Annotated in this window: 28 protein-coding genes; 14 read left to right on the forward strand and 14 right to left on the reverse strand. The window is 68.3% G+C overall.

Going from position 1 to position 25,497, the window contains the following annotated elements; all coding sequences use genetic code 11:
* The first annotated feature begins 9 nt into the window (after positions 1 to 9).
* Complete coding sequence (locus SBI80_RS13410; RefSeq protein WP_318975744.1) at positions 10 to 489, forward strand: dihydrofolate reductase; 480 nt, start codon at positions 10 to 12, stop codon at positions 487 to 489.
* The gene (locus SBI80_RS13415) at positions 486 to 1,703 is read left to right on the forward strand and encodes a winged helix-turn-helix domain-containing protein (protein WP_318975745.1); all 1,218 of its coding nucleotides are present in this window, start codon (positions 486 to 488) and stop codon (positions 1,701 to 1,703) included. Before SBI80_RS13410 ends, SBI80_RS13415 begins: the two co-directional genes overlap by 4 nt.
* A gap of 4 nt (positions 1,704 to 1,707) precedes the next feature.
* Here SBI80_RS13415 and SBI80_RS13420 read toward each other — a convergent pair whose 3' ends face one another.
* The 4 genes from SBI80_RS13420 to SBI80_RS13435 are packed head-to-tail and all read right to left on the reverse strand — an operon-like array spanning position 1,708 to position 4,972.
* On the reverse strand, positions 1,708 to 2,007 hold the full coding sequence (locus SBI80_RS13420; protein WP_318975291.1) for a hypothetical protein: 300 nt from the start codon (positions 2,005 to 2,007) through the stop codon (positions 1,708 to 1,710).
* 55 nt (positions 2,008 to 2,062) lie between these two features.
* Positions 2,063 to 2,644, reverse strand: coding sequence for a tRNA-specific adenosine deaminase (locus SBI80_RS13425; RefSeq protein WP_318975292.1), 582 nt, complete (start codon positions 2,642 to 2,644; stop codon positions 2,063 to 2,065).
* An 8-nt stretch (positions 2,645 to 2,652) separates the two neighbouring features.
* Positions 2,653 to 4,053: an APC family permease gene (locus tag SBI80_RS13430; RefSeq protein WP_318975293.1), complete on the reverse strand. Its 1,401-nt coding sequence runs from the start codon at positions 4,051 to 4,053 to the stop codon at positions 2,653 to 2,655.
* Positions 4,046 to 4,972: a proline iminopeptidase-family hydrolase gene (locus SBI80_RS13435; protein ID WP_413232719.1), complete on the reverse strand. Its 927-nt coding sequence runs from the start codon at positions 4,970 to 4,972 to the stop codon at positions 4,046 to 4,048. The genes SBI80_RS13430 and SBI80_RS13435 overlap by 8 nt, the downstream gene beginning before the upstream one ends.
* Positions 4,973 to 5,060: 88 nt before the next feature.
* Between SBI80_RS13435 and SBI80_RS13440 the strand changes: the two genes are divergently transcribed.
* The 3 genes from SBI80_RS13440 to SBI80_RS13450 all read left to right on the forward strand — a co-directional run bounded on the left by SBI80_RS13440 (position 5,061) and on the right by SBI80_RS13450 (position 8,493).
* On the forward strand, positions 5,061 to 5,840 hold the full coding sequence (locus SBI80_RS13440; protein WP_318975295.1) for a FadR/GntR family transcriptional regulator: 780 nt from the start codon (positions 5,061 to 5,063) through the stop codon (positions 5,838 to 5,840).
* A gap of 101 nt (positions 5,841 to 5,941) precedes the next feature.
* The gene (gene dapA / locus SBI80_RS13445) at positions 5,942 to 6,790 is read left to right on the forward strand and encodes a 4-hydroxy-tetrahydrodipicolinate synthase (protein WP_318975746.1); all 849 of its coding nucleotides are present in this window, start codon (positions 5,942 to 5,944) and stop codon (positions 6,788 to 6,790) included.
* Positions 6,787 to 8,493: a ribonuclease J gene (locus SBI80_RS13450; protein WP_318975296.1), complete on the forward strand. Its 1,707-nt coding sequence runs from the start codon at positions 6,787 to 6,789 to the stop codon at positions 8,491 to 8,493. Before dapA ends, SBI80_RS13450 begins: the two co-directional genes overlap by 4 nt.
* 1 nt (position 8,494) lies before the next feature.
* On the opposite strand, the gene SBI80_RS13455 is transcribed toward SBI80_RS13450, so the two are convergent.
* The 3 genes from SBI80_RS13455 to SBI80_RS13465 all read right to left on the reverse strand — a co-directional run bounded on the left by SBI80_RS13455 (position 8,495) and on the right by SBI80_RS13465 (position 11,954).
* Positions 8,495 to 9,313, reverse strand: a complete 819-nt coding sequence (locus tag SBI80_RS13455) for a mycofactocin-coupled SDR family oxidoreductase (RefSeq protein WP_318975297.1) — start codon at positions 9,311 to 9,313, stop codon at positions 8,495 to 8,497.
* 2 nt (positions 9,314 to 9,315) lie between these two features.
* Complete coding sequence (locus SBI80_RS13460) at positions 9,316 to 9,630, reverse strand: putative quinol monooxygenase (RefSeq protein ID WP_318975298.1); 315 nt, start codon at positions 9,628 to 9,630, stop codon at positions 9,316 to 9,318.
* Positions 9,631 to 9,707: 77 nt separating this feature from the next.
* Positions 9,708 to 11,954, reverse strand: coding sequence for a SulP family inorganic anion transporter (locus tag SBI80_RS13465; RefSeq protein WP_318975747.1), 2,247 nt, complete (start codon positions 11,952 to 11,954; stop codon positions 9,708 to 9,710).
* 168 nt (positions 11,955 to 12,122) lie between these two features.
* On the opposite strand from SBI80_RS13465, the gene SBI80_RS13470 reads away from it, so the two are divergent.
* Complete coding sequence (locus SBI80_RS13470) at positions 12,123 to 14,666, forward strand: FtsK/SpoIIIE family DNA translocase (RefSeq protein WP_318975299.1); 2,544 nt, start codon at positions 12,123 to 12,125, stop codon at positions 14,664 to 14,666.
* Between the two features lie 33 nt (positions 14,667 to 14,699).
* On the opposite strand, the gene SBI80_RS13475 is transcribed toward SBI80_RS13470, so the two are convergent.
* Positions 14,700 to 15,215: an amino-acid N-acetyltransferase gene (locus SBI80_RS13475; RefSeq protein ID WP_318975300.1), complete on the reverse strand. Its 516-nt coding sequence runs from the start codon at positions 15,213 to 15,215 to the stop codon at positions 14,700 to 14,702.
* Between the two features lie 42 nt (positions 15,216 to 15,257).
* Between SBI80_RS13475 and pgsA the strand changes: the two genes are divergently transcribed.
* From pgsA to pspM, 4 genes are all read left to right on the forward strand, one after another.
* Entirely contained in the window at positions 15,258 to 15,839 is a 582-nt protein-coding gene (gene pgsA / locus SBI80_RS13480; protein WP_318975301.1) for a CDP-diacylglycerol--glycerol-3-phosphate 3-phosphatidyltransferase, read from the forward strand.
* 107 nt (positions 15,840 to 15,946) lie between these two features.
* Entirely contained in the window at positions 15,947 to 16,282 is a 336-nt protein-coding gene (gene clgR / locus SBI80_RS13485) for a transcriptional regulator ClgR (RefSeq protein ID WP_318975302.1), read from the forward strand.
* 159 nt (positions 16,283 to 16,441) lie between these two features.
* The gene (pspA, locus tag SBI80_RS13490) at positions 16,442 to 17,251 is read left to right on the forward strand and encodes a phage shock protein PspA (protein WP_318975303.1); all 810 of its coding nucleotides are present in this window, start codon (positions 16,442 to 16,444) and stop codon (positions 17,249 to 17,251) included.
* A 19-nt stretch (positions 17,252 to 17,270) separates the two neighbouring features.
* Positions 17,271 to 18,092, forward strand: a complete 822-nt coding sequence (gene pspM, locus SBI80_RS13495; RefSeq protein WP_318975304.1) for a phage shock envelope stress response protein PspM — start codon at positions 17,271 to 17,273, stop codon at positions 18,090 to 18,092.
* A gap of 2 nt (positions 18,093 to 18,094) precedes the next feature.
* On the opposite strand, the gene SBI80_RS13500 is transcribed toward pspM, so the two are convergent.
* The gene (locus SBI80_RS13500; protein ID WP_318975305.1) at positions 18,095 to 18,514 is read right to left on the reverse strand and encodes a DUF5313 domain-containing protein; all 420 of its coding nucleotides are present in this window, start codon (positions 18,512 to 18,514) and stop codon (positions 18,095 to 18,097) included.
* The gene (locus tag SBI80_RS13505; RefSeq protein WP_318975306.1) at positions 18,514 to 18,951 is read right to left on the reverse strand and encodes a limonene-1,2-epoxide hydrolase family protein; all 438 of its coding nucleotides are present in this window, start codon (positions 18,949 to 18,951) and stop codon (positions 18,514 to 18,516) included. The genes SBI80_RS13500 and SBI80_RS13505 overlap by 1 nt, the downstream gene beginning before the upstream one ends.
* Before the next feature lie 67 nt (positions 18,952 to 19,018).
* Between SBI80_RS13505 and SBI80_RS13510 the strand changes: the two genes are divergently transcribed.
* From SBI80_RS13510 to recX, 4 genes are all read left to right on the forward strand, one after another.
* Complete coding sequence (locus tag SBI80_RS13510; protein ID WP_318975307.1) at positions 19,019 to 20,191, forward strand: glycosyltransferase; 1,173 nt, start codon at positions 19,019 to 19,021, stop codon at positions 20,189 to 20,191.
* 9 nt (positions 20,192 to 20,200) lie between these two features.
* Positions 20,201 to 20,395 carry a DUF3046 domain-containing protein gene (locus SBI80_RS13515; RefSeq protein ID WP_318975308.1) on the forward strand — a complete coding sequence of 65 codons (195 nt, stop codon included), beginning with the start codon at positions 20,201 to 20,203 and terminating at the stop codon, positions 20,393 to 20,395.
* A 156-nt stretch (positions 20,396 to 20,551) separates the two neighbouring features.
* A complete protein-coding gene (recA, locus tag SBI80_RS13520; protein WP_318975309.1) occupies positions 20,552 to 21,604 on the forward strand; it encodes a recombinase RecA in 1,053 nt (350 codons plus the stop codon).
* Positions 21,570 to 22,094 carry a recombination regulator RecX gene (gene recX, locus SBI80_RS13525; RefSeq protein WP_318975310.1) on the forward strand — a complete coding sequence of 175 codons (525 nt, stop codon included), beginning with the start codon at positions 21,570 to 21,572 and terminating at the stop codon, positions 22,092 to 22,094. Before recA ends, recX begins: the two co-directional genes overlap by 35 nt.
* Before the next feature lie 36 nt (positions 22,095 to 22,130).
* Here recX and SBI80_RS13530 read toward each other — a convergent pair whose 3' ends face one another.
* The 4 genes from SBI80_RS13530 to SBI80_RS13545 form a co-directional block, all read right to left on the reverse strand.
* Positions 22,131 to 23,015, reverse strand: a complete 885-nt coding sequence (locus SBI80_RS13530) for an amino acid ABC transporter permease (protein WP_318975311.1) — start codon at positions 23,013 to 23,015, stop codon at positions 22,131 to 22,133.
* Between the two features lie 95 nt (positions 23,016 to 23,110).
* The gene (locus SBI80_RS13535; protein WP_318975312.1) at positions 23,111 to 23,791 is read right to left on the reverse strand and encodes an amino acid ABC transporter permease; all 681 of its coding nucleotides are present in this window, start codon (positions 23,789 to 23,791) and stop codon (positions 23,111 to 23,113) included.
* A gap of 23 nt (positions 23,792 to 23,814) precedes the next feature.
* A complete protein-coding gene (locus SBI80_RS13540) occupies positions 23,815 to 24,612 on the reverse strand; it encodes a glutamate ABC transporter substrate-binding protein (RefSeq protein ID WP_318975748.1) in 798 nt (265 codons plus the stop codon).
* A gap of 60 nt (positions 24,613 to 24,672) precedes the next feature.
* Positions 24,673 to 25,401, reverse strand: a complete 729-nt coding sequence (locus tag SBI80_RS13545) for an amino acid ABC transporter ATP-binding protein (protein WP_318975749.1) — start codon at positions 25,399 to 25,401, stop codon at positions 24,673 to 24,675.
* Positions 25,402 to 25,497: the final 96 nt, after the last annotated feature.

Genomic DNA, 25,497 nt, shown 5'->3' on the forward strand with positions numbered 1-25,497 from the left:
GCCGTGGCCATGACGGTCGGTCTGATCTGGGCCCAGTCGACGTCGGGGGTGATCGGGCGTGACGACGGCATCCCGTGGCGCCTGCCCGAGGACCAGGCCCGGTTCAAGGAGCTCACCCTGGGCCACACCGTGGTGATGGGGCGTCTGACGTGGGAGTCGCTGCCGGCCAAGGTGCGGCCGCTGCCGGGACGCCGCAATGTCGTAGTCACCCGGCAAGATGACTTCGTGGCCGAGGGAGCGACGGTGGTGAGCAGCCTGGAGGCTGCGGTCACCGACGATGCGTGGGTGATCGGCGGTGCGCAGATCTACGGACTGGCGCTTGCACTGGCGTCCCGGTGCGAGGTGACCGAGGTGGACGTGGAACTGCCGCGTCGGTCCGGTGACGCACTCGCGCCGATGCTGGACGGGACGTGGCGCGGGACCGAGGGGCAGTGGCTGACGAGCGCGTCGGGGCTGCGCTACCGGTTCTGCAGCTACACGCGCTCGTGAAGCTGACCAGGGCCGCGGCGCGCCGCGTCGCGGTCGCCGCGCAGGGGTTCGCCGAGCGACCGCCCGCGGGTGCGGTGACCAGGGCGCATCTGCGTCGGCTGGTGTCGCGGATCCAGGTGCTGCAGCTGGATTCGGTCTCGGTGGCGGTGCGGGCGCACTACGCGCCGATCTTCAGTCGCCTCGGTCCCTACGACCGCACCATCCTGGAGCGGGCGGCGTGGAGCCACAGTGCGCGTTCACCACGACTGCTCGTCGAGTACTGGGCGCACGAGGCCGCGCTGATGTCGGTCGACGACTGGCCGCTGCTGCGCTGGCGTATGCGGGAGTATGCCGACGGCCGCTGGGGCAAGGAGATCGTGCGCAAGAATCGGCGGCTGGCCGAGGAGGTCGTCGCCGCGGTCGGCGAGCTGGGCCCGGCGACGGCCGGGCAGATCGAGGCGCACCTGCAGGCCGAACCCCGCGGCCGCAAGGGCCCGTGGTGGGATCGCAGCGACACCAAGTGGGTGGCCGAGGCGCTGTTCGCCTCCGGTGTGCTGACCACGGCGACGCGGGTGGGTTTCGCCAGGCACTACGACCTCAGCGAGCGGGTACTGCCGCCGGAGGTCTTCGCCCGCGACGTCGACGACGACACGGCCGTCCGCGAGCTGGTGCTGCGGGCGGCCACCGCGCTCGGGGTGGCGACTGAGACCGACATCCGCGACTACTTCCGCCTCGGTGCCAAGCAGGCCAAGCCAGTCATCGCCGACCTGGTGGCGCGGGGTGAGCTCGAGCCCGTCGAGGTCGACGGCTGGGATGCGCCCGCGTTCCTGCGGGCGGGCCAGGTCGTGCCGCGGGTCGACCGCGGCACGGCGCTGCTGTGTCCCTTCGATCCGCTGATCTTCTTCCGGCCCCGCGTCGAGCGGCTCTTCGACTTTCACTACCGCATCGAAATCTACGTTCCTGGCCCGCAGCGAAAGTACGGCTACTACGTCTGGCCGTTCCTGCTGGACGGGCAGCTCGTCGGCCGCGTCGACCTGAAGGCCGAGCGCACCCGGTCCGACGGATCCACGGCGTTGCACGTGCCGGGCGCGTTTCTCGAGCCGGGGCAGGACGCCCATCGGGTGGCCGAGGCGCTGGCCGGTGAATTGCACTCGATGGCAACGTGGTTGGGGCTGGCCGAGGTCACCGTGGGGGAGCGCGGCGACCTGGCCGACGCGCTGAGCAGGGCGCTGTGAGCGGCTAGAGTCGCTTGGACACCTCGCCGTGCAGATCCGGCCACGGAGGTCGGATCACCATGGCGATGCCGGCGAAGACGGTGGCGACCAGCCCGACGAGGATGCCGAACAGGGCGATGCGGGTGTCGTCGGTGGCCGCCTGCCAGCTCGGCTTGCCGTCCTTGACGACGAACACCCCGGCCGGCTTGGCGAGCGGTATCACCGTGGCACCGTCGGGGGTTTGGTACTGCGTGCCGAATGCGGCCAGCACGTCGGCGTCGCCCTGCAGCGAGTCGGCGAGCTGGCGGACTTCTCTGAGGTTCATTCGACCTGCTTACCCTGCACCGAGGGCGTGGTCCAGATGCGCGGACCACATTCGCCTAACTCAGCGGAATGTCGTTGTCGCCCTTGGTCTCCTGATACGCATCCGACAACGCCGCATAGCGCCTCCTGATGCGCGCGGTCTGCTCGCGCAGCTCCGAACGCACCGGCTCGGCTTCGGCCTCGACCAGATCGGCGATCGCATACGCCGTCCAGAACGCGTTCTGCCGGCGGTAGCCTCCGGGTTCGAGGCCGAACAACTCCCTGAGGATCCGCAGATCGTGTGGAATCGCGAAGCTGTCGCGGGAGTCCTCGTGGCTGAAGAAGTAGTGGTAGTTGTCGAACCCGGCCCAGGTGATGGCCGACATGCACAGCGTGCACGGCTCGTGGGTGGTCAGGAACACCAGCTCTGAGCTCGGCGGTCGCCGCGCCAGCTCGTAGAACTGGTTGAGCGTGCTGATCTCGCCGTGCAGCAGGGGATTTGCGGTCTCGCCATTGGTGCCCGCGACTACCAGCGACCCGTCGGACTTGCGCAGAATGGCCGCCCCGAAGACCTTGTTTCCGGCGGCCACCCCGCGCTCGGTCAGCGGCAGGATGTCGCGCTCGATGACCTCCAGCAGACGGGACACCGGTGCGGTCATGCCCGACCCTAACTTCCCTGCGAGACCGGCGCCTCCTCGGTGAGGTCGAGTTCGGGGACACCCTGGCCGCGCAAGACGTTGATGGCGAACACCACGGCGCCGATCACCAGCCACACCAGGCCGCCGATCTTGGCCAGCGTGTCGGCGTTGAACAGCACGTAGGCGATGATCACGAAGCCCAGCGCGGGAACCAACAGGTGCAGCAGGTAGTTCTTCGACTTCTGCTTCACCACGTAGTACCAGATGACCGACAGATGCAGCAGGCAGAACCCGAACAGCGCACCGAAGTTCACCAGCGAGGAGATCAGCCCGATCTGGCCGACGAAGAACAGCACCAGCACCAGGCTGATCGCGCTGACGAACAGCAGCGCCGCCATCGGCACCTGGCGCTTGCTGATCCTGGACAGGAAGCTCGGCAGTTGGCCGTCGCGGCTCATCGAGAAAAGCAGGCGGCTGGTCGCGGCCTGGGCGGCCATCGCGTTGGCGAAGCCGACCGCCATCACGTTGACCGCGAAGAACGCGTTCATCCAGCCGGTGTTGGACGCCGCCTGGACCAGGGTGAAGAACGCGTTGCCCATCTCGTCGTCGCTGAAGGCCGCCCGACCGCCGGCGAGCAAGCTGGCCAGCCAGGTCTGCACGACGAAAAGGAACGCCACCACGAACAGCGCGATGATCATCGCCCGGCCGGCGGGGTTCTTGCGGCCCGTCGACTCCTCGGCGAGCGTCGAGATGCCGTCGAAGCCAAGGAAGCTCAGCACGGCGATCGACAGCGCTCCGGCGAGCAGCGGTGCGGTGACCGTGCTCGAATCCCAGATGGGCAGAGTGCTCCAGCCGACGTTGGGCAGGCTCTGGCCGTTGATCGCGCGGACCGCGATGACGACGAAGATGACGACGAAGACGAGTTCGATCGCCAGGAAGATCCGGTTGGCCACCTTCAGTGAGCCGATGCCCAACAGGTTGATGATGGTGTTGACCACCACGAAGACGACGGCCCACAGCCAGCGGGGCGTGCCGGGGAACAACCCGATCATCGATTCGGCGGCGAAGACGTACAGCAGCGTGGGCACCAGCAGGTAGTCCAGCAGGATGGCCCAGCCGGCGAAGAAGCCCGCGGCGGGGTGGATGCCACGGCCGACGTAGGAGAACACCGAGCCCGCCAAGGGGAAGGACTTCGCCATCTGCGCGTAGGCCAGCGCCGTGAAGATCATCGCCACCAGGCCAATGACGTAGACCAGCGGCACCATCCCCGAGGCACTGTTGTAGACGGTGCCGAAGATCGCCCATGGCGCGATCGGGACCATGAAGACCAGCCCGTACACCAACAGGTCGAAGGTCGATACCGACCGCTTGAGTTGCTGTGTGTAGCCGAATGATTCGAGTGTGCGCTGGGGAGTGTCGGATTCAGACATCGGAACGTCCTGTCGGTGCGGCGGGGTCGTGGCGGGCCAGGAAGTCGGCGATGACGCCCCGGAACTCTTCGGGTTTCTCCAGATGGGTGCAGTGGCTGGTGTCGGGGAAGACGTGACTCTCGACGTTCGGGATGAGGTCGACGAAGGGCTGCCAGGTGGCGGGGGTGGCCTCGTCGAACTCGCCCGCGACCACCAGCGTCGGCGCGGTGATCTGCGGCAGCCGGTCGACGATCGACCAGTCGCCGAGCGTGCCGACGACGTGGAACTCGTTGGGCCCGTTCATCGTGTGATATACCGTCGGCTCGGCCTCCATCTGCTTCTCGCTGTCGACGAAGTCCAAGGGCATTGGCTCGACGCGGCAGACGTGGCGCCGGTAGAACTCCTGCGTCGCCGCGAGGTACTCCGGATCGGTCACGGTGCCCGCCGCCTCGTGTGCGTCCAGCGCCGCCCGGATGTCGGTCGGCAGCAGGGCGCGCAGTTCGTTGGCCGCTTGGACCCACAGCTGCATCGACGCGGGGGAGTTGCAGATGGCCAGGGAGACCAGGCCTTCGGGGCCGCGCACTGCGATCTCGGCCCCGAGCATGCCGCCCCAGGACTGGCCGAGCAGGTGGTAGCGATCGATGTTCAGGGCGGCGCGGACGGCGTGGAACTCGTCGACGAACAGGCCCGGCTGCCAGAAGTCGACCGGGGCGTCGGGCAGATGCGTGCTACGGCCGCAACCGATCTGGTCGTAATGCACGACGGTGCGCCCGGTCTCCTCGGCCAGCGCGGCGAGGTTGCGCACGTAGTCGTGTGCCATCCCGGGACCACCGTGCAAGACGAAGAGCGGCAGCGCGTCGGGCCGGGGCTGGTTGGGTGTCGTGATCTGAACCCACGTCTGGCCAGCCAAGAACGGCACGTTGCGGGTATTAATGGGCATGGCGCACAGCATGAACCCTTAAAGGTCTAGCTGCAAGACCATTGCCTGGATTTAACACGACCGTATTCGAGAGGAGCGACGCGCACCGATGGCCGACCCCTCCGCGTCGACGGCAGCTGCGCCGCAATCGGGCCTGCTCGCTCAGCAGTTGGAGATGCCGACGCGCGTCGACGAGATCACCGACCGGCTCGTCACCGCGATCGCGATCGGGGAGTACCTGCCCGGTGCGCGGCTGCCCGTCGAACGCGACCTTGCCGGCGCGCTAGGCGTCGGCCGCATGACCGTGCGTGCCGCGCTCGCCCGACTGGTGGAGCGCGGACTACTGGAGACGCGTCGCGGCCGTGGCGGCGGGTCCTACGTCGTCGACCAGTGGCCGGAGTCCTCCACCGAGGCCGTCGGGCGGACGCTGTCGATGCGCCTGCAGGAGCTGCGCGACCGCTGCGATGCCATCGCCCGCATGCACGGTGCGGTGTGCCGGGCGGCCGCCGATGCCAGAACCGATGCCGACGTCGCCGCGCTGCGGGCCGCGCTGCAGGCCTACCGCAACGCCGAGAGCGGGCTGGCCGCCCAGCAAGCCGACAGCCGGCTGCACCTGGCGATCATGGACGCGGCCCATAATGCAGTGCTCAAACAGGTGCTGGTCGAATTGGAGGCATCCATCAGCATCGGGGCGCCGGCACACCTGTGGGGTGAACCGACGACCATGCAAGAGATGGAGGCCAGGGCGCTGACGGAGCACGAGGAGTTGATCGACGCGATCGCCGACGGCCGCGCCGACGACGCCGATGCCGTGGCCCGGGCTCACCTCGGCATCGACCTCGAGCTGATCTCCTCCGCCATGCGTCGGGCGGGCGTGCTGACCGAGTGAGCCCTGCTGGCCATGAAGGGCAGGGGGGACCGGGTAATCTGAACCGCGTGAGCACCAGCGGTTTCGACTCCGACGCACGCTTGGGCACCGTGCTGACTGCCATGGTCACGCCGTTCGGCCCGGACGGCCTAGTGGACCTGGCCGCCGCCAAGAAGCTCGCCAAGCAGCTGGTGGACGCCGGATGCGACGGTCTGGTGGTCTCCGGGACCACCGGCGAATCGCCGACCACCACCGATGCCGAGAAGGTCGCCCTGCTGGCCGCCGTGCTCGAAGAGGTCGGCGATCGTGCCAGGGTCATCGCGGGGGCAGGCACCTACGACACGGCCCACAGCGTGCACCTCGCCAAGGCGTCCGAGGCCGAGGGTGCTCACGGACTCCTGGTCGTGACGCCGTACTACTCGCGGCCGCCGCAAGCCGGGCTCGTCGCGCACTTCACCGCCGTCGCCGACGCGACCGCGCTGCCGAACGTGCTCTACGACATCCCGCCGCGGTCGGTGGTGGCCATCGAATGGGACACGATCCGGACGCTGGCGAAGCACCCGAACATCGCCGCCATCAAGGACGCCAAGGGCGATCTGCACGGCGGCGCAATGATCATGGCCGAGACCGGGCTGGCCTACTACTCGGGTGACGATGCGCTCAACCTGCCGTGGCTGGCCATGGGCGCCACGGGGTTCATCAGCGTCTGGGGTCACTTCGCGGCCAGCCAGCTCCGCGACATGTGGTCGGCCTTCAGATCCGGTGACCTCGCGACGGCGCGCAAGATCCACGTCGCGCTCGGCAGACTCAACGACGCGCAGGCCCGGCTCGGCGGTGTGACGATGGTCAAGGCCGGGCTCCGGCTGGCCGGCCGCGACACCGGCGACCCCCGGCTGCCCCAGGTTCCGGTGACCCCCGAGCAGGCCGAGACCCTCGCCGCAGACATGCGTGCCGCCGGCGTGCTCCGATGAACGCGGCAGGCGGTCCGGCCCTCTCGGCGGGGTCCGGCCTCAACCCGCCGGGGCCGCTAGCGCCGGGAGGCCTTCGCGTCACCGCGCTTGGTGGAATCAGTGAGATCGGCCGCAACATGACGGTCCTCGAGCACCTGGGCCGGCTGCTGATCATCGACTGCGGGGTGCTGTTCCCCGGTCATGACGAGCCCGGCGTCGACCTCATCCTTCCGGATCTGCGGCACGTCGAGAACCGTCTCGAGGACATCGAGGCGCTGGTGGTCACCCACGCCCACGAGGACCACATCGGCGCCATCCCGCACCTGCTGAAGTTGCGTCCTGACATCCCGGTCGTCGGCAGCAAGTTCACGCTGGCCCTCATTGCGGCCAAGTGCCGCGAGCACCGCATCAAACCCGTCTTCATCGAGGTGGCCGAGAAGCAGAGCAGCCGCCACGGCGTGTTCGAGTGCGAATACTTCGCCGTCAACCACTCGATCCCCGACGCGCTCGCCATCGCCGTCTACACCGGTGCGGGCACGCTGCTGCACACCGGTGACATCAAGCTCGACCAGTTGCCGCTCGACGGCCGGCCCACCGATCTGCCGGGCATGTCGCGCCTCGGCGACGCCGGTGTCGACCTGTTCCTGTGTGACTCGACCAACGCCGAGGTTCCCGGTGTCGGTCCGTCCGAGAGTGAGATCGGGCCGAACCTGCACCGGTTGATCCGCGGCGCGGAGGGTCGCGTCATCGTCGCCTGCTTCGCCTCCAACGTCGCTCGCGTGCAGCAGATCGTCGACGCATCGGTGGCGCTCGGCCGCAAGGTCTCGTTCGTCGGGCGCTCCATGGTGCGCAACATGGGCATCGCCAAGGACCTCGGCTTCCTCACCGTCGACGACGACGACATCATCGACATCTCGGCGGCCGAGTTGCTGCCGGCGGACCGCGTGGTGCTGGTCACCACCGGAACGCAGGGTGAGCCCATGGCGGCCCTGTCGCGGATGTCGCGCGGTGAGCACCGCAGCATCACCCTGACCACCGGTGACCTGATCATCATGTCGTCCTCGCAGATCCCGGGCAACGAAGAGGCGATCTTCGGCGTGCTGGACTCGCTGGCCAAGATCGGTGTCCGCGTCGTCACGAACGGCCAAGTGCGCGTGCATGTCTCGGGACACGCCTACGCCGGTGAACTGCTGTTCCTCTACAACGGCGTGCGCCCGCGCAACGTGATGCCGGTGCACGGCACCTGGCGGCACATGCGCGCCAACGCGTCGCTGGCCGAGAAGTCCGGCGTACCCGCCGAGAACATCGTGCTGGCCGAGAATGGGGTCAGCGTCGACCTGGTGGCGGGCCGGGCGTCCATCGCCGGTGCCGTCCCGGTCGGCAAGATGTTCGTCGACGGGCTCGTCACCGGTGACGTGGGTGATGCCACGCTCGGCGAAAGACTGGTGCTGTCATCGGGTTTCATCGCCGTGACCGTCGTCGTGCACCGCGGCACCGCCAAGACGGCAGCGCCGCCGCACCTGCACTCCCGCGGTTTCTCCGAGGATCCCAAGGCGCTCGAGCCCGTGACCCGGCTGGTCGAGGAGGCGCTGCAGGCACTGGCCGCCGAGAAGGTCACCGACCCGAACCGCATCGCCCAGGCGGCGCGGCGGGCCATCGGCAAGTGGGTCGGGGAGAAGTACCGCCGCCAGCCGATGATCGTGCCGACCGTCCTCGAGGTCTGACTCAGCGTTTGTTGACGAAGCCGTCGTCGACCGGCAGAGCCACCCCGGTGATGTGCCGTCCGGTGTCGGCCACCAGCCAGGCCACGGTGTCGGCGATGACCTCCGGCTCGACGGTCTCCATGTTCACCGACCCGGCCATGTTCACGTCATCGTCGTTGACGCCGGTCATCTCGGCCAGCCACTGACGGGTGAAGTCGTTGTCGATCATCGGCGTGCGCACCCCGGCCGGATGGATCGAGTTGACCCTGATGTTCTGTGGGCCAAGGAGATTGGCGTAGGACCGCATCAGGCCGACCACGCCGTGCTTGGCCGCCGCGTACCCGAGGGAACCGGCGAACGGCGAGCCGAGACCCACCAACCCCATCACCGAGCTGATCAGCACGATCGCTCCGCCGTTGCCCGCCCCGACCATCGGCCGCATGGCGACGTCGACGGTGTGGTGAACGCCGGTGAGGTTGACGTCGATGACGTCACGCCAGGCGTTCTCGCCCGTCATCGGCGCGATGCCGGCGTTGGCGATCACGATGTCCAGCCGGCCGCCGAGTTCGTCGACGCCGGTCCGCAACGCGGTCTTCAGCGACGCGCGGTCCCGCACGTCGGCCTGCAGTGCCACGATGCGCGCACCGGTGTCCTCGACCAGCTTGACCGTGCCGGCCAGGTCGTCGGCGGTGGCCATCGGGTAGGGGACCGAGGCGATCTGGTCGCACAGGTCGACGGCGATGACGTCCGCGCCGTCGGACGCCAGCCGCACGGCGTGCGCGCGACCCTGGCCGCGCGCCGCGCCGGTGATGAAGGCGACCTTCCCGGTCAGTGCTCCCACGGTCAGGGCCGCAGCTGACCCTTGGCCGGGTCGCCTGCCACCACGGGCGTCAGCATCTTGATGTCCGGCGCGCCGTCGAGGTGCTCACCGATGGCGCCGAAGAGCTTGCCGATGGCGGGCGCGGTGCCGTGGGTCTTCAGCGCATCCTCGTCGGCCCACTGTTCGACGAAGACGAACGTCCCGTCGGCCTCGTGCAAGGTGTAGAGGTCGCATCCCGGCTCGGAGTGCACGGCCTCGATGGCCTCGGTGCAGGCGGCTCGCACCGCGTCGACGGATTCGGGCTTGGCCTTCATGGTGGCAACGACGGTCACGGGCATGGTGGGCGACTCCTGGGCTGGGGGATGCGATGGCCTCTGGGTGCGGCGCAGCTCACATTACCCAGCGCCGAACCGCCCTAGCGGGCCACCTCCGCGAGGCCGTCGAACAGCGGGTCACGCTGGGTGATCTCGGCGATGTCGTCGGTCCCGACCAGGAACAGGCGGGTGGTGCGGAGGTCGAGGAACAGGCCCGCCAGCGTCACCGTGCCGTCGAGCAGCCGGGGTGCGACGAGGGGGTGCTCCCGCATCGTCGCAACCTGCATGGCGACGTTGACCACGCCGAGCTGATCGACCTCGTCGAAACCGGCCTCGGCGGCGGCCGTGGCAACCGGGTGCCCGGCGCGCAGCGCGTCCAGACTGGTCTGCCCGTGCCGAAGCCAGCTGCCGACGGCTCCGGTCGTGCCGCCCGCCAACAGGTCCTGCATCGCCTCGCAGCCCGAATGTCCGCACACCGCAACGGTGTGCACGACCAGCCGCTCGAGGGCGTAACTCAGTGCCGAGTCGACCGAGGCGTCGGATCCGCCGACGGGAACCAGGTTGCCGACGTTGCGGACGTTCAGCAGCTCGCCGGGAGCGCTGTCGGTCAGCAGGTTCGGAAGGATCCTGGCGTCCGCGCAGGCGAGCATCATGGTGTGTGGTCGGTGTTCGCCGCCGACCGTGTCGAGCCGCTCCCGCAGCAATGGCGCGACGCCGCTGCTGAACCGGTCGATCCCGCCGGCCAGCTGCGGCGGCCAGATCAGCCGCAGTGCCGAGATCACCCGGCGCCCCTCCGGGTTGCGGGCCGGTGGCCGATCGTGCGCGAATTCCATTCGGGCGGTGCCGGTCTCGGTGACGGTGACGTCGTCACCGGCCGACTTCCGCTGGCGGATCCACTCTTGAATGGTGTCCATTGCCGCATGGTCGAGGTAGTCGACGTTGAGGTCTACGAAGGTGTCCGCGCCGGGCGGGATGGCCTCCAGCGCACCCGTCAATCGCGGCAAGGCCAGGAACGTGCACGATCCCGTGATGGCGACGTGCCAACGCGCCCGAGCGCCGTCGCCGAGCCGCTCGGTGAGGTCCTCGGTGACGATCGAGACCCGCACGATGCGCCACGCGGCGATCGCGATGGCCAGCGCCAGCCCGATCAGCACGCCCTCGAGCAGGTTGAGGAAGACCACCGACGCCAGCGTGACGCCGTAGATGAGCAACTCCCCGGTCCGGCGGGCGAGATCGATGTGGGCGAGCTTGACCAGCTGGACGCCGATGACGATGAGCAGGCCGGCCAGGGCAGCGGTCGGGATCATCTCGACAACGCCGACGAGGAACACCGAGAACAGCAGCAGCCAGACGCCGTGCAACGCGGCCGACGCGCGCGTCTTCGCTCCGGCGCTGACGTTGGTGGAACTGCGGACGATCACGCCGGTGACCGGCAGGCCGCCGAGCAGGCCGGACGACACGTTGGCGGTGCCCTGTCCGACGAGTTCACGATTGAAGTTGGTGCGGGCACCGTCGTGCATCTTGTCGACGGCGGTCGCCGAGAGCAAGCTCTCCACGCTGGCGATCAGAGCCACGGTCAGCACCGCGATGGCGATCGAACCCCACGTCCCCTGGGGCATGGCCGGCAGGCCGATCGCGTCGATCACGGATTCGTCGAGCTGGATCCGATCGGTGCGAACGCCCGGCAGGTAACTGGCGGCGGTGGCGATGACCACGCCGACCAGTGCACCCGGCACCGCGCGAATCGCGGCGGGGGCGAACCGCCACGTCAACATCACCGCGATCACCACGCCGCCGACCAGCACCTCCGACCACTGGGGAGCCGCGAGCTGGCTCGGCAGTGCGACCAGGTTGGCCCAGGCGTTGCTGCGCGGACCGCCACCGAGCAGCACGTGGATCTGTTGCAGCGCGATGGTGATGCCGATGCCCGCCAGCATGGCGTGCACGACGATGGGCGCAATCGCCAACGCCGCCCGGGCAATTCGGCTCAGTCCGAGCAGGATCTGCAGCACGCCTGCGGCGGCGGTGATCGCGCACGTCGCCTTCCACCCGAATTGGGACACCAGCTCGGCGACCACGACGGTCAGACCCGCCGCCGGGCCACTGACCTGGAGGGGCGAACCGCCGACGGCCGCGCACACGATGCCGCCGACGATCGCGGCGATCAAACCCGCGACCACCGGCGCGCCGGAGGCGATGGCGATGCCGATCGACAGCGGTAACGCGACCAGGAACACGACCAGGGACGCCGGAACGTCGTATCGAAAGACGCTCCGAAAGGTGTTGTGTAACAAGGGCTTAACATCGTGAAGTTCGGGCTTGGGGATCACCCGTTCGACAGTACCCATCACGACGGAATCCGTCGTCGGAGGAGCGGGTGACGGTCGCCACCTTCCGATAGGCGCAGGTCGCAGTTCACAGGAAGCTGCTACGGATTTCGTCGGCCGATAGTTAGCCGATTTGTTACCTGTGTGGCTAATGGTGATTATGAGGTGCTTGCGACTAGTCTTGGGGCCATGGCTAGTAAGACCGCCGCCCGTTCGGGGGCTCGTTCGAGCAGCTCAAAGCCCCGAACGCGCTCGACGCGCCCCGCCGCCCCGCGGCGCAAACCCGCGCCACGACGCACGACCTCGTCTCCGGTCGCCGCCGCGGGCTCCGCGATCGGCAAGGGGGCCCGCGCCGGCTGGCTGGTTCTCGCCAGGGGGGCCGGTTCGACCGCGCGATCGGTCGGGCGGGCGCGGGAGATCGACGCGGGACATCGACGCGACGGTGTCGCGCTGGGCTTACTGGCACTGGCCGTGGTCCTTGCGGCGAGCTCGTGGTTCGACGCCGCCCGCCCGGTCGGCGGTTGGATCGACGCCGGAGTGCGGGTCGTCATCGGCTCCGCGGTCATCCTGCTGCCGATCTTGCTGGCCGTGCTGGCAGTGGTGCTGATGCGCACCGAGCCGAACCCCGAGGCCCGCCCTCGGCTGGTCCTTGGCACCGCGATGATCGCACTGCCGGTGCTCGGGCTTTGGCACCTGTGGTCCGGAGCGCCGACCGACCCGGCCGATCGTCAACGGGTGGCCGGATTCGTCGGCTTCGTCATCGGTGGTCCTCTGTCCGACGGCCTGACGCCGTGGATCGCCACGCCGCTGTTGATCATGGGTGCGCTCTTCGGTCTGCTCCTGGTGACCGGCACGACGATCCGCGAAGTGCCCGCCGTGCTGCGCTCGATGCTGGCCGGCGCCCACCGCGGGGACGTCTACGACGACGAGTACGACGACGAGGACTACGGGTACGACGACGATCGCCTCGCCGCGGCCGACGACGACTTCTCCGACGGCTACTACGACGATCCCGCCAGCTATCGCGCCGAGGAGAAGCAGTGGCCCGGCGCGCCCCAGCCCGAACCCGCGAGCCGATTCGGCACGCCGATGGAGAACTACCCGCTCGACGAGCCCCCGGCCGACGAGACGCCCACCGCGCCCGAGCCCAAGGTCCGCGCGCGGCGCAAGAAGGAGCCCAAGCCGGAGCCGAAGGACACCGACACGCTGTCCCTCGACCGCGTCGTCGAGGGGCCGTACGTCCTGCCGTCCCTGGACCTGCTCGTCGCGGGCGACCCGCCCAAGCTACGTAGCGCCGCCAACGACAAGATGGTCGAGGTCATCCAATCGGTGTTGCAGCAGTTCAAGGTCGACGCCGCCGTCACGGGCTGCACCCGCGGCCCGACCGTCACCCGCTACGAGGTGGAACTCGGCCCCGGCGTCAAGGTCGAGAAGATCACCGCGCTGCAGAAGAACATCGCCTACGCGGTGGCCACCGAGAGCGTCCGCATGCTGGCGCCCATCCCGGGCAAGTCGGCCGTCGGCATCGAGGTGCCCAACACCGACCGCGAGATGGTGCGTCTGTCGGACGTGCTGACCGCGCCGTCCACCCGTCGCGATCACCATCCGCTGGTGATCGGCCTCGGCAAGGACATCGAGGGCGACTTCATCTCGGCCAACCTCGCCAAGATGCCGCACCTGCTGGTGGCCGGTTCGACCGGCTCCGGTAAGTCCAGCTTCGTCAACTCGATGCTGGTGTCGATCCTCGCGCGGGCCACCCCCGACGAGGTCAGGATGATCCTGATCGACCCGAAGATGGTGGAATTGACGCCGTACGAGGGCATTCCGCACCTCATCACCCCGATCGTCACCCAGCCCAAGAAGGCCGCCGCGGCCCTGGCCTGGCTGGTCGAGGAGATGGAGCAGCGATACCAGGACATGCAGGCCAACCGGGTGCGCCACATCGACGTGTTCAACGAGAAGGTGCGCTCCGGCGAGATCACCGCGCCACTGGGCAGCGAGCGGGTGTACAAGCCTTACCCCTACATCCTGGCCATCGTCGACGAGCTCGCCGACCTGATGATGACTGCGCCCCGCGACGTCGAGGACGCCATCGTGCGGATCACGCAGAAGGCGCGGGCCGCCGGCATCCACCTGGTGTTGGCCACGCAGCGGCCCTCGGTCGACGTCGTCACGGGTCTGATCAAGACCAACGTGCCGTCGCGGCTGGCGTTCGCCACCTCGTCGCTCACCGACAGCCGCGTCATCCTGGACCAGGCCGGCGCCGAGAAGCTGATCGGCATGGGCGACGGGCTGTTCCTGCCGATGGGCGCCAACAAGCCCATCCGCATGCAGGGTGCCTACATCTCCGACGAGGAGATCCAGTCCGTGGTGGAGGCCACCAAGGCCCAAGCCGAGCCGGAGTACTTCGAGGGCGTCACGGCCGCCAAGCCGGGCAGCGAGCGCTCCGACGTCGACCCCGACATCGGCGACGACATGGATGTCTTCCTGCAGGCCGTCGAGCTGGTGGTGTCCTCGCAGTTCGGGTCGACCTCGATGCTGCAGCGCAAGCTGCGCGTCGGGTTCGCCAAGGCGGGCCGCCTGATGGACCTGATGGAGACCCGCAACATCGTCGGGCCGTCCGAGGGCTCCAAGGCGCGCGAGGTACTGGTCAAGCCCGACGAGCTGGCGGGCACGCTGATGCTGATCCGCGGCGGCGCGGACGCGAACGGGGCCGACGCCGACGACGAGTAGCCGTCACCGCCAGGTCGACGGCGGTGCGATCTCCTAGAGCGTCAGCAGCATTCGGGTGTTGCCCAGGATGTTGGGCTTCACGTAGGACAGGTCGAGGAACTCCGCGACGCCGATGTCGTAGGACCGGCGCATCTCCTCGTAGACCTCGGCGGTCACCGGCGTGCCCTCGATCTCCTTGAAGCCGTGCCGCCCGAAGAACTCGGTCTCGAAGGTCAGCACGAAGATGCGTTGCAGCCGCAGCTCGCGGGCCACGTCGAGCAGACGCGCCACGACCGCGTGCCCCACGCCGCGGCCTCGCATCCGGGGATGTGCCGCGACCGTGCGCACCTCGCCCAGGTCGGCCCACAGCACGTGGAGCGCGCCGCAGCCGACCAATTCGCCGTCGAGTTCGGCCACCCAGAACTCCTGGACGGCCTCGTAGAGGGTGACGAGATTCTTCTCGAGGAGGATCTTGCCGGCGTACACGTCGACCAGAGACTTGATCTCCGGGACGTCGGAAGTGCGGGCGCGACGCACCACGAGATCGTCGGTATTGGGTGCTCCGGTCACAGCAGTGAGGGTATCGGTTCGCTCAACCGATATTCTGATGCCGTGCCAGGCCAGTCTGACGTCGATCCCTTGGTGCCGCGTGCTGGTGTGGCGAACGTAGCCAACGTCCTCACGGGGCTCCGCATCGTCCTGGTGCCCGTCTTCCTGGCCGCGCTCTTCGTCGCCGACGGTCATCAAACCTATTGGCGAGTCGTGGCTTTCATCGTCTTCGCCGCGGCGGTGATCACCGACCGCTTCGACGGCGCGGTAGCCCGCAGCTACGACATGGTCACCGAGTTCGGCAAGCTCGCCGATCCGATCGCCGACAAGGCGCTCATCGGTGCGGCGCTGATCGGGCTATCCATGCTCGGCGATCTGCCGTGGTGGGTGACGGTGGTGATCCTGGCCCGTGAGATCGGCGTCACCGGATTGCGCTTCGCAGTGCTCCGCGGCGGGGTGATCCCGGCCAGCCGTGGCGGCAAGCTCAAGACGCTGGTCCAAGCCGTCGCGATCGGGCTGTTCATCCTCCCGCTGCAGGGGCAATGGCTGACCGGGGCGTGGGTACTGATGTGGGCGGCGATCGTCCTGACCGTGGTCACCGGCGTGGACTACCTGGTGACGGCCTTCCGCGTCGCCCGGGCGTGACGCACCCGCGGCGCCGGTCGGGAACCAATCCGGCGGGTGCGGGCGTTCTGCTTGATAGTGAACGCGAATAGAACTGTGACCCCGTCTTTCGTTGTGAGGAGACCGCGATGACGACATTGCTTCGCGAAGTGATCGGCGACGTGCTGCGTCAAGCCCGGCTCTCGCAGGGACGGACGCTGCGTGAGGTGTCCGATGACGCCCGCGTGAGCCTGGGCTACCTCTCGGAGGTGGAGCGCGGCCGCAAGGAAGCCTCCAGCGAATTGCTGAGCGCCATTTGCAGTGCGCTCGAGGTGCCGCTGTCGCGGGTGCTCTCCGACGCCGGGGAGACCATGGAGCGCCACGAACAGGCTGCGCCACGCCCGGTCGGAGCGGCCAGCGCGGCCAACATCGACCTGGCCACCCGGGTGGTCATTCCGCAGCCCGCCTCGATGGCGGTGGCCTGAGCGGATCCGCACCCCTGCCCGGCGGAAACGTCGGCAAGGGGTGTGGCGATCTGCGTGCAACCGATAAGTTGGCGGGTAGCGAAAGCACAGCTTTCTACGGGAGCCCATCCACGGGGCGATACAGCGGCCCCAATTCGACACGAAGGCGGAAACGTTCCGATGGCCAATCCGTTCAGCAAGGCGTGGAAGTACCTCATGGCGCTGTTCAGCTCCAAGGTCGACGAGTACGCCGATCCGAAGGTCCAGATCCAGCAGGCCATCGAGGAAGCGCAGCGCCAGCACCAGGGGCTGACCCAGCAGGCCGCCTCGGTGATCGGCAATCAGCGACAGCTGGAGATGCGGCTCAACCGCCAGCTCGCCGACATCGAGAAGCTCCAGGTCAACGTGCGCCAGGCGCTGACGCTGGCCGACCAGGCCACCGCGGCGGGTGACGCGGCCAAGGCCACCGAGTACACCAACGCCGCCGAGGCGTTCGCCGCGCAGCTCGTCACCGCAGAGCAGAGTGTCGAGGACCTCAAGACACTGCACGACCAGGCGCTGCAGGCGGCCGGGCAGGCCAAGAAGGCCGTCGAGCAGAACGCCATGGTGCTGCAGCAGAAGATCGCCGAGCGCAGCAAGCTGCTCAGCCAGCTCGAGCAAGCCAAGATGCAGGAGCAGGTCAGCGCGTCCCTGCAGTCGATGAGCGAGATCGCCGCACCCGGCAGCACTCCCAGCCTCGACGAGGTCAGGGACAAGATCGAGCGGCGCTACGCCAACGCGATGGGCTCCGCCGAGCTGGCCCAGAACTCCGTCCAGGGCCGGATGATGGAGATCCAGCAGGCCAGCGTGCAGATGGCGGGCCACTCGCGGCTCGAGCAGATCCGGGCGTCGATGCGCGGCGACGCGCTGCCGTCAGGCGGCACGTCGGCCCCCGCGACGCCGGCGACCAACCCTCCGGCGGCAACGCCGGAAAACCCACTCTCGCAATAACTCACGAGGCAGGTCGGACATGGCAGCGGGTTCCCCGATGGGTCGCAACGAGACGTGGCGCACGCTGCTGCAGCGTGGCGTCGACACCGCAGCCGAGTTCACCGACGTGGTGGCGCAGCGTCTCGGTGCCGCCTCCGATCCGCGGGCCAAGCTGCTGCGCAAGCGCCGCTGGGCCCTGCGGGCAGGGCTGTTCTTCGCGTTCTCCACGGGCCTGTGGATCGCGGTCACCGGGGTGCTCGCCTCCTGGGACGTGATCCCTGCCTGGGTCTTGCCGATTCCCGGTGCCATCGCCGTCGCGGCGGCGTTCCTGTCGACCCTGGCATTCCTGCGCTGGCGCTGGCTGAAGCGGTCGCCGCTACCGCCGGAACGGCGCTCACGCCGTCTCCCGCCATGGGGCTCGGCCGCCCGGCAGCCCATCGCGGCGCTGACGTCCTCCGAGCGTGGGCTGTTCTCGCTGCTCGGGGTGATGGAGCGGGGCAGGATGCTGCCTGCCGACGAGTTGCGCGACGTCGTCGCCGCGGCGAACCAGACCGCGGCGACCATGACTGCGACGGCCAACGAGGTCGTGTCGCTGGAGCGTGCGGCCAATGCCGCGCCCCAGTCGCGCGTACACCTGGCGCCGACCATCCGAGCGTTCAGTACCCAGCTGGACGCCGGGGTGCGGCAGTACGACGAGATGGTGGCGGCCGCGGCGCAATTGGTGTCGGCGGCGAATTCGGGCTCGCTGTCGAGCTCGCCGATGTCGGCCCAGCGGTACCGGCACGAACTCGGCACCGCGACCGATCGCCTGGTCGGCTGGGCGCAGGCCTTCGACGAGCTCGGTCACCTGCGCGGCGCGTGACCTCAGACGTCGTGGCTCGACGGCGGCCCCGAACGCGGTCCGTACTTGGCGACATAGGCGTCGTGGACGTGTGAATTGCGTTGCCGCGCGCGGTAGTCGACGAGGTCGCCGCTCAGCCCGTGCTTGCGCAGCATGTGGCGGCGCCACACCTTGTTCAGGGCGTGTGAGAAGAACACGAACGGGATCAGGATCGGCAGTGTCGTCGACATGTGCAGGTACAGCGACATTGGGATGATCCAGAACGGTGTCAGGATCAGCACTGCAGGGACGAACACCCGCACCATCATGCGGAAGGTGGCGCCCGGGCCGGCCAGGTCGTCGGCCACCCACTGCAGCATCGAGGGCGGGAGGCGCTTGCCGTAGCAGTACCCGATGTACTGCAGCAGGTTCGGCTTGGTGCGGGCTTCGGTGGACTCCGCCATCAGAACGCCGGCCGCAGCGCCGGGATGGCCACGCCGGCGATGCCCCGCACCGTCGCCTTCACCATGTCCAGTGCATCGAAGTAGTCCCGCCACAACGTGATTCGACCGTCGTGCACCTCGAATACCCCGCACACCCAGAACTGCACGCGAAGCGGGCCGAAGACGAGCGCGTCGGTGCGTTCGTTCAGCACGACGGGTCCGTTCTCGGCGATCCGGTGAAACGCGACGTCGAAGCCGAGTCGTCCCTCCATGGCGCGGAACAGCTTCATCGCCCGGACCCGGCCCCGGATGGTCGGCAGGCCGACGTTCTCGTACACCAGATCGTCGGCCAGCAGCGAGTCGGCGGTGGCGAAGTCCTGGTCTCGCAGCGCGAAGAGGAAGGCCTCTACGGTGCGCGAGTTGGTGCCGTTCGCGACTGTCGACGTCTGGTCGGTCATGGCCACAGCTTAATCTTCCGCGGACCATGCCAGGGGTCCGTCGTGGCGGCTGTGACAGGGTGGGGCGATGCGCGTGGCCGTGGTGGCGGGTCCCGACCCGGGGCATGCCTTTCCTGCCATCGCGCTGTGCCTGAGGTTCCTGGCGGCCGGTGACCATCCGACGCTGCTCACCGGGGCCGAATGGCTGCCGACGGCGCGTACTGCCGGCATCGACGCGACGCTTCTAGACGGCCTCGATCCGGTGGACGGGGACGACGACGCCGACGCCGGCGCCAAGATGCACCGCCGGGCCGCGCGAATGGCCGTGCTCAACGCGCCACGACTGCGAGAGATGGACCTCGAGCTGGTGGTGTCCGACGTGATCACGGCTGCCGGCGGGATGGCCGCGGAGTTGCTCGGCCTCCCGTGGGTCGAGCTCGACCCGCACCCGCTATACCAGCCGTCGAAGGGGTTGCCGCCGCTGGGCAGCGGACTGGCTCCCGGGGTCGGCGTGCGCGGCAGGCTGCGGGACGCGGTGATGCGCGCGTTGACGGCGCGCTCGACGCGCCTGGGGCTGCGGCAGCGGTCGGCCGCCCGCGCCGAGATCGGGCTGCCGGCCCCCGATCCTGGCCCGCGCCGACGACTCATCGCGACGCTGCCCGCCCTGGAGGTGCCCCGGCCCGATTGGCCCGCGGAGGCGGTGGTCGTGGGTCCGCTGCACTTCGAGCCCACCTCCGCGGTGCTCGACGTGCCGCCGGGGAGGGGGCCGGTGGTGGTCGTCGCGCCGTCGACGGCGATGACGGGCACCCGTGGGCTCGCCGAGGTGGCACTGCAGTCGCTGGTGCCCGGGGACACCCTGCCGGAAGGGTCGCGGGTGGTGGTGTCCCGGCTCGGTGGGTCCGACCGTGCGCTTCCGCCGTGGGCGGTCGACGGGCTGGGCCGGCAGGACGAACTGCTGAGGCACGCCGACCTGGTGATCTGCGGCGGTGGCCACGGCATGGTCTCCAAGACCTTGCTCGCGGGCGTGCCGATGGTGGTCGTGCCGGGTGGGGGAGACCAGTGGGAGATCGCCAATCGCGTTGTGCGCCAAGGCAGTGGCAAGTTGGTCAGACCGCTCACCGCAGAAGCGCTGACGACGGCGGTGGCCGAGGTGCTGGCGTCGCCCACCCATCGGGAGGCGGCTCGGCGCGCGCGGGCGGGTGTCGAGGCGGTGGCCGATCCGGTACGGGTGTGCCACGACGGACTGAGCGGACGTCGGTAGGTTGGTCTCGTGCGGCTGACGGAATTCCGCGAACTCGTCGATGGGCAGTTCGGTGAGGTGCGAGGCGCCTCCCTGCTCGTCGACCACGTGCTGACCAGCCTTGGTGGGCGTACCCCGGCGCAGGCCATCGAGGCGGGAATCGATCCGCGCGAGGTGTGGCGGGCACTGTGCTCGGACTTCGACGTGCCCCGCGAGCAGTGGTGATTCGCTAGCCGTCGACGTCCTCGGCGTGTCCACTTGAATCGAACAGGTGTTCGTCTAATGTGGGCGGTGTTCGACGGGATCTGTCGGTGGCCTGTTCTAGCGTCGCAGCCAACCGATCGAACCGATCGAGAACTCACTAGGACGGAGACGACCACCATGGCACAAGCCCCAGATCGCGAAAAGGCCCTCGAGCTTGCCCTCGCCCAGATCGAGAAGAGCCACGGCAAGGGCTCGGTGATGCGACTCGGCGAGGAGGTGCGCCAACCGATCTCGGTCATCCCGACCGGATCGATCGCGCTGGACGTCGCGCTCGGCATCGGCGGGCTGCCCCGCGGCCGGGTCGTCGAGATCTATGGGCCGGAGTCCTCGGGTAAGACCACCGTTGCTCTGCACGCGGTGGCCAACGCGCAGGCGGCCGGCGGCATCGCCGCGTTCATCGACGCCGAGCACGCGCTGGATCCGGACTACGCCAAGAAGCTCGGCGTGGACACCGATTCGCTGCTGGTGTCCCAGCCCGACACCGGTGAGCAGGCCCTCGAGATCGCCGACATGCTGATCCGGTCCGGTGCACTGGACATCCTGGTCATCGACTCGGTGGCCGCCCTGGTGCCGCGCGCCGAGATCGAGGGCGAGATGGGGGACAGTCACGTCGGTCTGCAGGCCCGCCTGATGAGCCAGGCGCTGCGCAAGATCACCGGCGCCCTGAACAACTCGGGCACCACCGCGATCTTCATCAACCAGCTGCGCGAGAAGATCGGCGTGATGTTCGGTTCCCCCGAGACCACCACGGGCGGCAAGGCGCTGAAGTTCTACGCCTCGGTCCGCCTCGACGTGCGGCGCATCGAGACCCTCAAGGATGGCACCGACGCCGTCGGCAACCGGACCAGGGTCAAGGTCGTCAAGAACAAGGTGTCCCCGCCGTTCAAGCAGGCCGAGTTCGACATCCTCTATGGCAAGGGCATCTCCAAGGAGGGCTCGCTCATCGACATGGGCGTCGAGCACGGCTTCGTCCGCAAGTCCGGCTCCTGGTTCACCTACGAAGGCGAACAGCTGGGCCAGGGCAAGGAGAACGCCCGCAAGTTCCTGCTGGAGAACCCTGAGGTAGGCGCCGAGATCGAGAAGAAGATCAAGGAGAAGCTCGGCATCGGAGCCGTGTTGACCGACGACGTGACCAATGTCGAAGCCCTGCCCGCCCCAGTCGACTTCTGAGCCGCGCGAGGAGCAGGCGCGGGATCTGTGCCTGCGCCTGCTCACCGCGCGGGCCCGCACCCGGGCTCAACTGGCTGCCGCGCTGACCAAGCGGGGATACCCCGACGACGTCGCCGGGCGGGTGCTGGATCGGTTGGCGCAGGTCGGATTGGTCGACGATCGGGACTTCGCCGAGCAGTGGGTGCGGTCCCGGCACGCGGTTGCGGGCAAGGGACGACGTGCGCTTGCGGCTGAACTGCGAACCAAGGGCGTCGACGACGAACTCATCGCCGAGGCGCTGGCCGACGTCGACAACGACGCCGAACGCGTCCGCGCCGAGCAACTCGTCGCCGACAAGCTCCGGCGCGAGCGGCTCGGCGACGAGGCCGACGACGTCAAGGTGATCCGCCGGCTGGTCGGCATGCTGGCCCGCCGCGGCTATGGCCAGTCGATGGCCTTCGAGGTGGTCAAGATCGCCCTGGCCGGCGAGCGCGAACGCCGCCGGGTCTGACGACCCCACCGCGCGGTCAGTGTCTGATGGTGCCCGTCAGATCGTCCCGCCGGCGCCAGCGCCGAACGATCCCTGAGTGACCGGTGCGACATGCATCGGCTCCGGCCCGCGCTTCGACCGGCGCAGCCGGCCCTCGAGCCAGGTCGCGACGGCGCCGAGGCCGAAGTTGACGCAGATCATCAAGACGGCGATGACGATCAGGGCGGGCACGTAGTTGCCGTACGCCGACCCGACCTGCGTGCCTTGGCGCACCATCTCCAAGAACGTGATCTGGTAGCCGATCGCGGTGTCCTTGAGCACCACGACCATCTGTGACACCAGCACCGGAAGCATCGACGTGATGGCCTGCGGCAGCAGAACGGACCGCATGGTCTGGACCCAGCTCAACCCGAGAGCCTCGGCGGCCTCGGCCTGACCGCGGGGCAGGGCATTGACCCCCGCGCGCACGATCTCGGCGATAACCGCGCCGTTGTACAGCGTCAACCCCGTGATGACACCCGCCAGGGCGAGGTGCTTGGAGGGAAACACGTCATAGGTCGCATAGAGGAAGTACGCGAAGATCATCATGATCAGCACGGGTACGGCGCGGAAGAATTCCACGATCACCGAGCACGTCCACCGGATTCCACCGTGATGCGACAGGCGGCCGACGCCGAGCAGGAAGCCCAGCAGCAGGGCCAGCACGATCGACACCGCCGCCGCCGTCAAGGTGCCCTGCACGCCTGGCAGGACGTAGGTCTTCCAGAGGTTGGCCGTCAGGAAGGGCTCCCACTTGGCGGCCGTCAGTTGGCCCTTGGCCGCCAGCCGGGAGTAGATGGCCCAGGCGACGATCACCACCACGACGGCCGTGACTGCGCTGATCACCCGGTTGCGGATCCGGGCGCGCCGGCCCGGGATGTCGAACAGGATCGAGGCACCCATCAGCGTTGTCCGTTCTTCGCGCGAGCGCTCATCGGGTCCGTCCGTTCTTCGCGCGAGCGCTCATCGGGTCCGTCCGTTCTTCGCGCGAGCGCTCATCACCGCGCCACCGCCAATCGCTTGCCCAGCCAACCGAACAGCAATCCCAGCGGCAACGTCAGGATGACGAAGCCCAGCGCGAAGATGGCCCCGACGGTGGCCAGGGCGGCCGTGTTCTCGATCATCTCCTTCATCAGCAGTGCGGCCTCGGCGACCCCGATGGCCGAGGCGATGGTGGTGTTCTTCGTCAAGGCGATCAGCACCGAGCCCAGGGGGATGATCACCGCGCGAAAGGCTTGCGGCAGCAATACGATTCGCAGATTCTGACCGAACGTGAGGCCGAGGGATCTGGCTGCCTCGGCCTGTCCGAGCGGGACGGTGTTCACTCCGGCGCGGACCGTCTCGCACACGAACGAGGCGGTGTAGACGGTCAGCCCGAGCACCGCCAGGCGGAAGTTGCTGTCCTCGATCGACGTCCTCGACTGCGCATCGACCAGGGTGATGCCCAACGTCTGGGCCAGACCGAACGAGCAGAACAGGATGATCAGCGTCAACGGGGTATTGCGCACCACGTTGACGTACGTCGTGCCGAGCCAGTTGAGCATCGGCACCGGTGCCAGCCGCATCGCGGCCAGCACCGTGCCGAGGACCAGTGCCCCGACGGCCGAATAGACCGTCAACTGGATCGTGGTCCAGAACGCCTCGAAGATCTGGTCCCGATACTCGGAGAAGATCTCCACGTGGACTCCGCTGCGCTAGCGCTCTAGGACTTGTCGAGCGCCGGCGGCGCCGGCGTCGCGATGCCGGCCGGTCCGAGATTCTTCTCGAAGGCCGCCTTCCACGAACCGTCGGACTCCATCTTCGTGATGGCGTCGTTGATCTTGGTCTGCAGTTCGGTGTCGCCCTTCTTCAGGCCGATGCCGTAGTTCTCCTCGGAGAACGGCTGACCGACGATCTTGAAGGTGCCGGGACTCTGCGCGGCGTACCCGGCGAGGATGACCTCGTCGGTGGTGACGGCGTCGATCGCGCCGTTCTTCAGCGCCTCGATGCACGCCGAGTACGTGTCGTACTGCTGCAGCTGCACGCCCGGGTACTTGTCCTTGATGCGCTGCGCGGGCGTCGACCCCGACACCGAGCACAGCTTCTTGTTGTTCTGCAGCGAATCCGGGCCGGTGATGTCGGTGTTGTCGGCCTTCACCAGCAGGCTCTGCCCGGTGACCAGATACGGCCCGGCGAAGGACACCTTCTCCTTGCGGGCGTCGGTGATGGAGTAGGTCGCGGCGATGAACTTGACCTGACCGTTCTGGATCAGCGTCTCGCGCTGCGCGGACGGCGATTCCTTCCATTCGATCTTGTCGGGGGCGTACCCGAGCTCCTTGGCCACGTAGGTGGCGACGTCGACGTCGAATCCGCTCATCGAGCCGTCCGGGTTCTTCAAGCCGAGGCCGGGCTGATCGAACTTCGTGCCGATCACGATGGTGTCGCCACCGCCCGAGCTGCCGCCACCGCAGGCGGTCACGGACAGCGGAAGCGCCACGGCGAGTGCCAGGGCGGCCGCCATCCGGAAGCGCAGAGACGGCTTGCTTGAAGAGCGCACAGCAGTATTCCTTTCGCCGAAGCGTTAGTGGTTGAGGATCTTGCCGAGGAAGTCCTTCGCGCGGTCGGACTTGGGGTTGGAGAAGAACTCTTCGGGTGCCGCATCCTCGACGATCGCGCCGTCGGCCATGAAGATGATGCGATCCGACGCCCGCCGGGCGAAGCCCATCTCGTGCGTCACCACGACCATGGTCATGCCCTCCTCTGCCAGCGAGGTCATCACGGCCAGCACCTCGTTGATCATCTCGGGATCCAGTGCGCTGGTGGGCTCGTCGAACAACATCACCTTGGGGTTCATCGCCAGCGAGCGCGCGATCGCCACGCGTTGCTGCTGACCGCCGGAGAGCTGAGCGGGGTACTTGTCGGCCTGATTGGCGATGCCGACGCGCTCGAGCAGCGCCATCGCCGATTCGCGCGCCTTCTCCTTGGACTGCTTGCGCACCAGCATCGGCGCGAGGGTGACGTTCTGCAGAATCGTCTTGTGCGCGAACAGATTGAAGGACTGGAACACCATGCCGACGTCGGAGCGCAACTGGGCGAGCTTGCGGCCTTCCTCCGGTAGTGTCTCGCCGTCGATCGCGATGGTGCCGGAGTCGATCGGCTCGAGACGGTTGATGGTACGGCACAACGTCGACTTGCCCGATCCCGACGGTCCGAGGACCACCACCACCTGGCCGCGATCGATTTCGAGGTCGATGTGCTTGAGGACGTGCAGGCTGCCGAAGTGCTTGTCGACGCCCTTCATCGAGATCATCGGCACGGTCGCCGAAGTCGGACCCTTGGCCTCGGCCCCCGACTGGTCGGTCTCCATGCGCACAGACCTTACCCAGCCAACCTCCAGCTCGCCGGG

The organism is Mycolicibacterium sichuanense (genome assembly GCF_033741125.1).
Lineage (GTDB): Bacteria > Actinomycetota > Actinomycetes > Mycobacteriales > Mycobacteriaceae > Mycobacterium.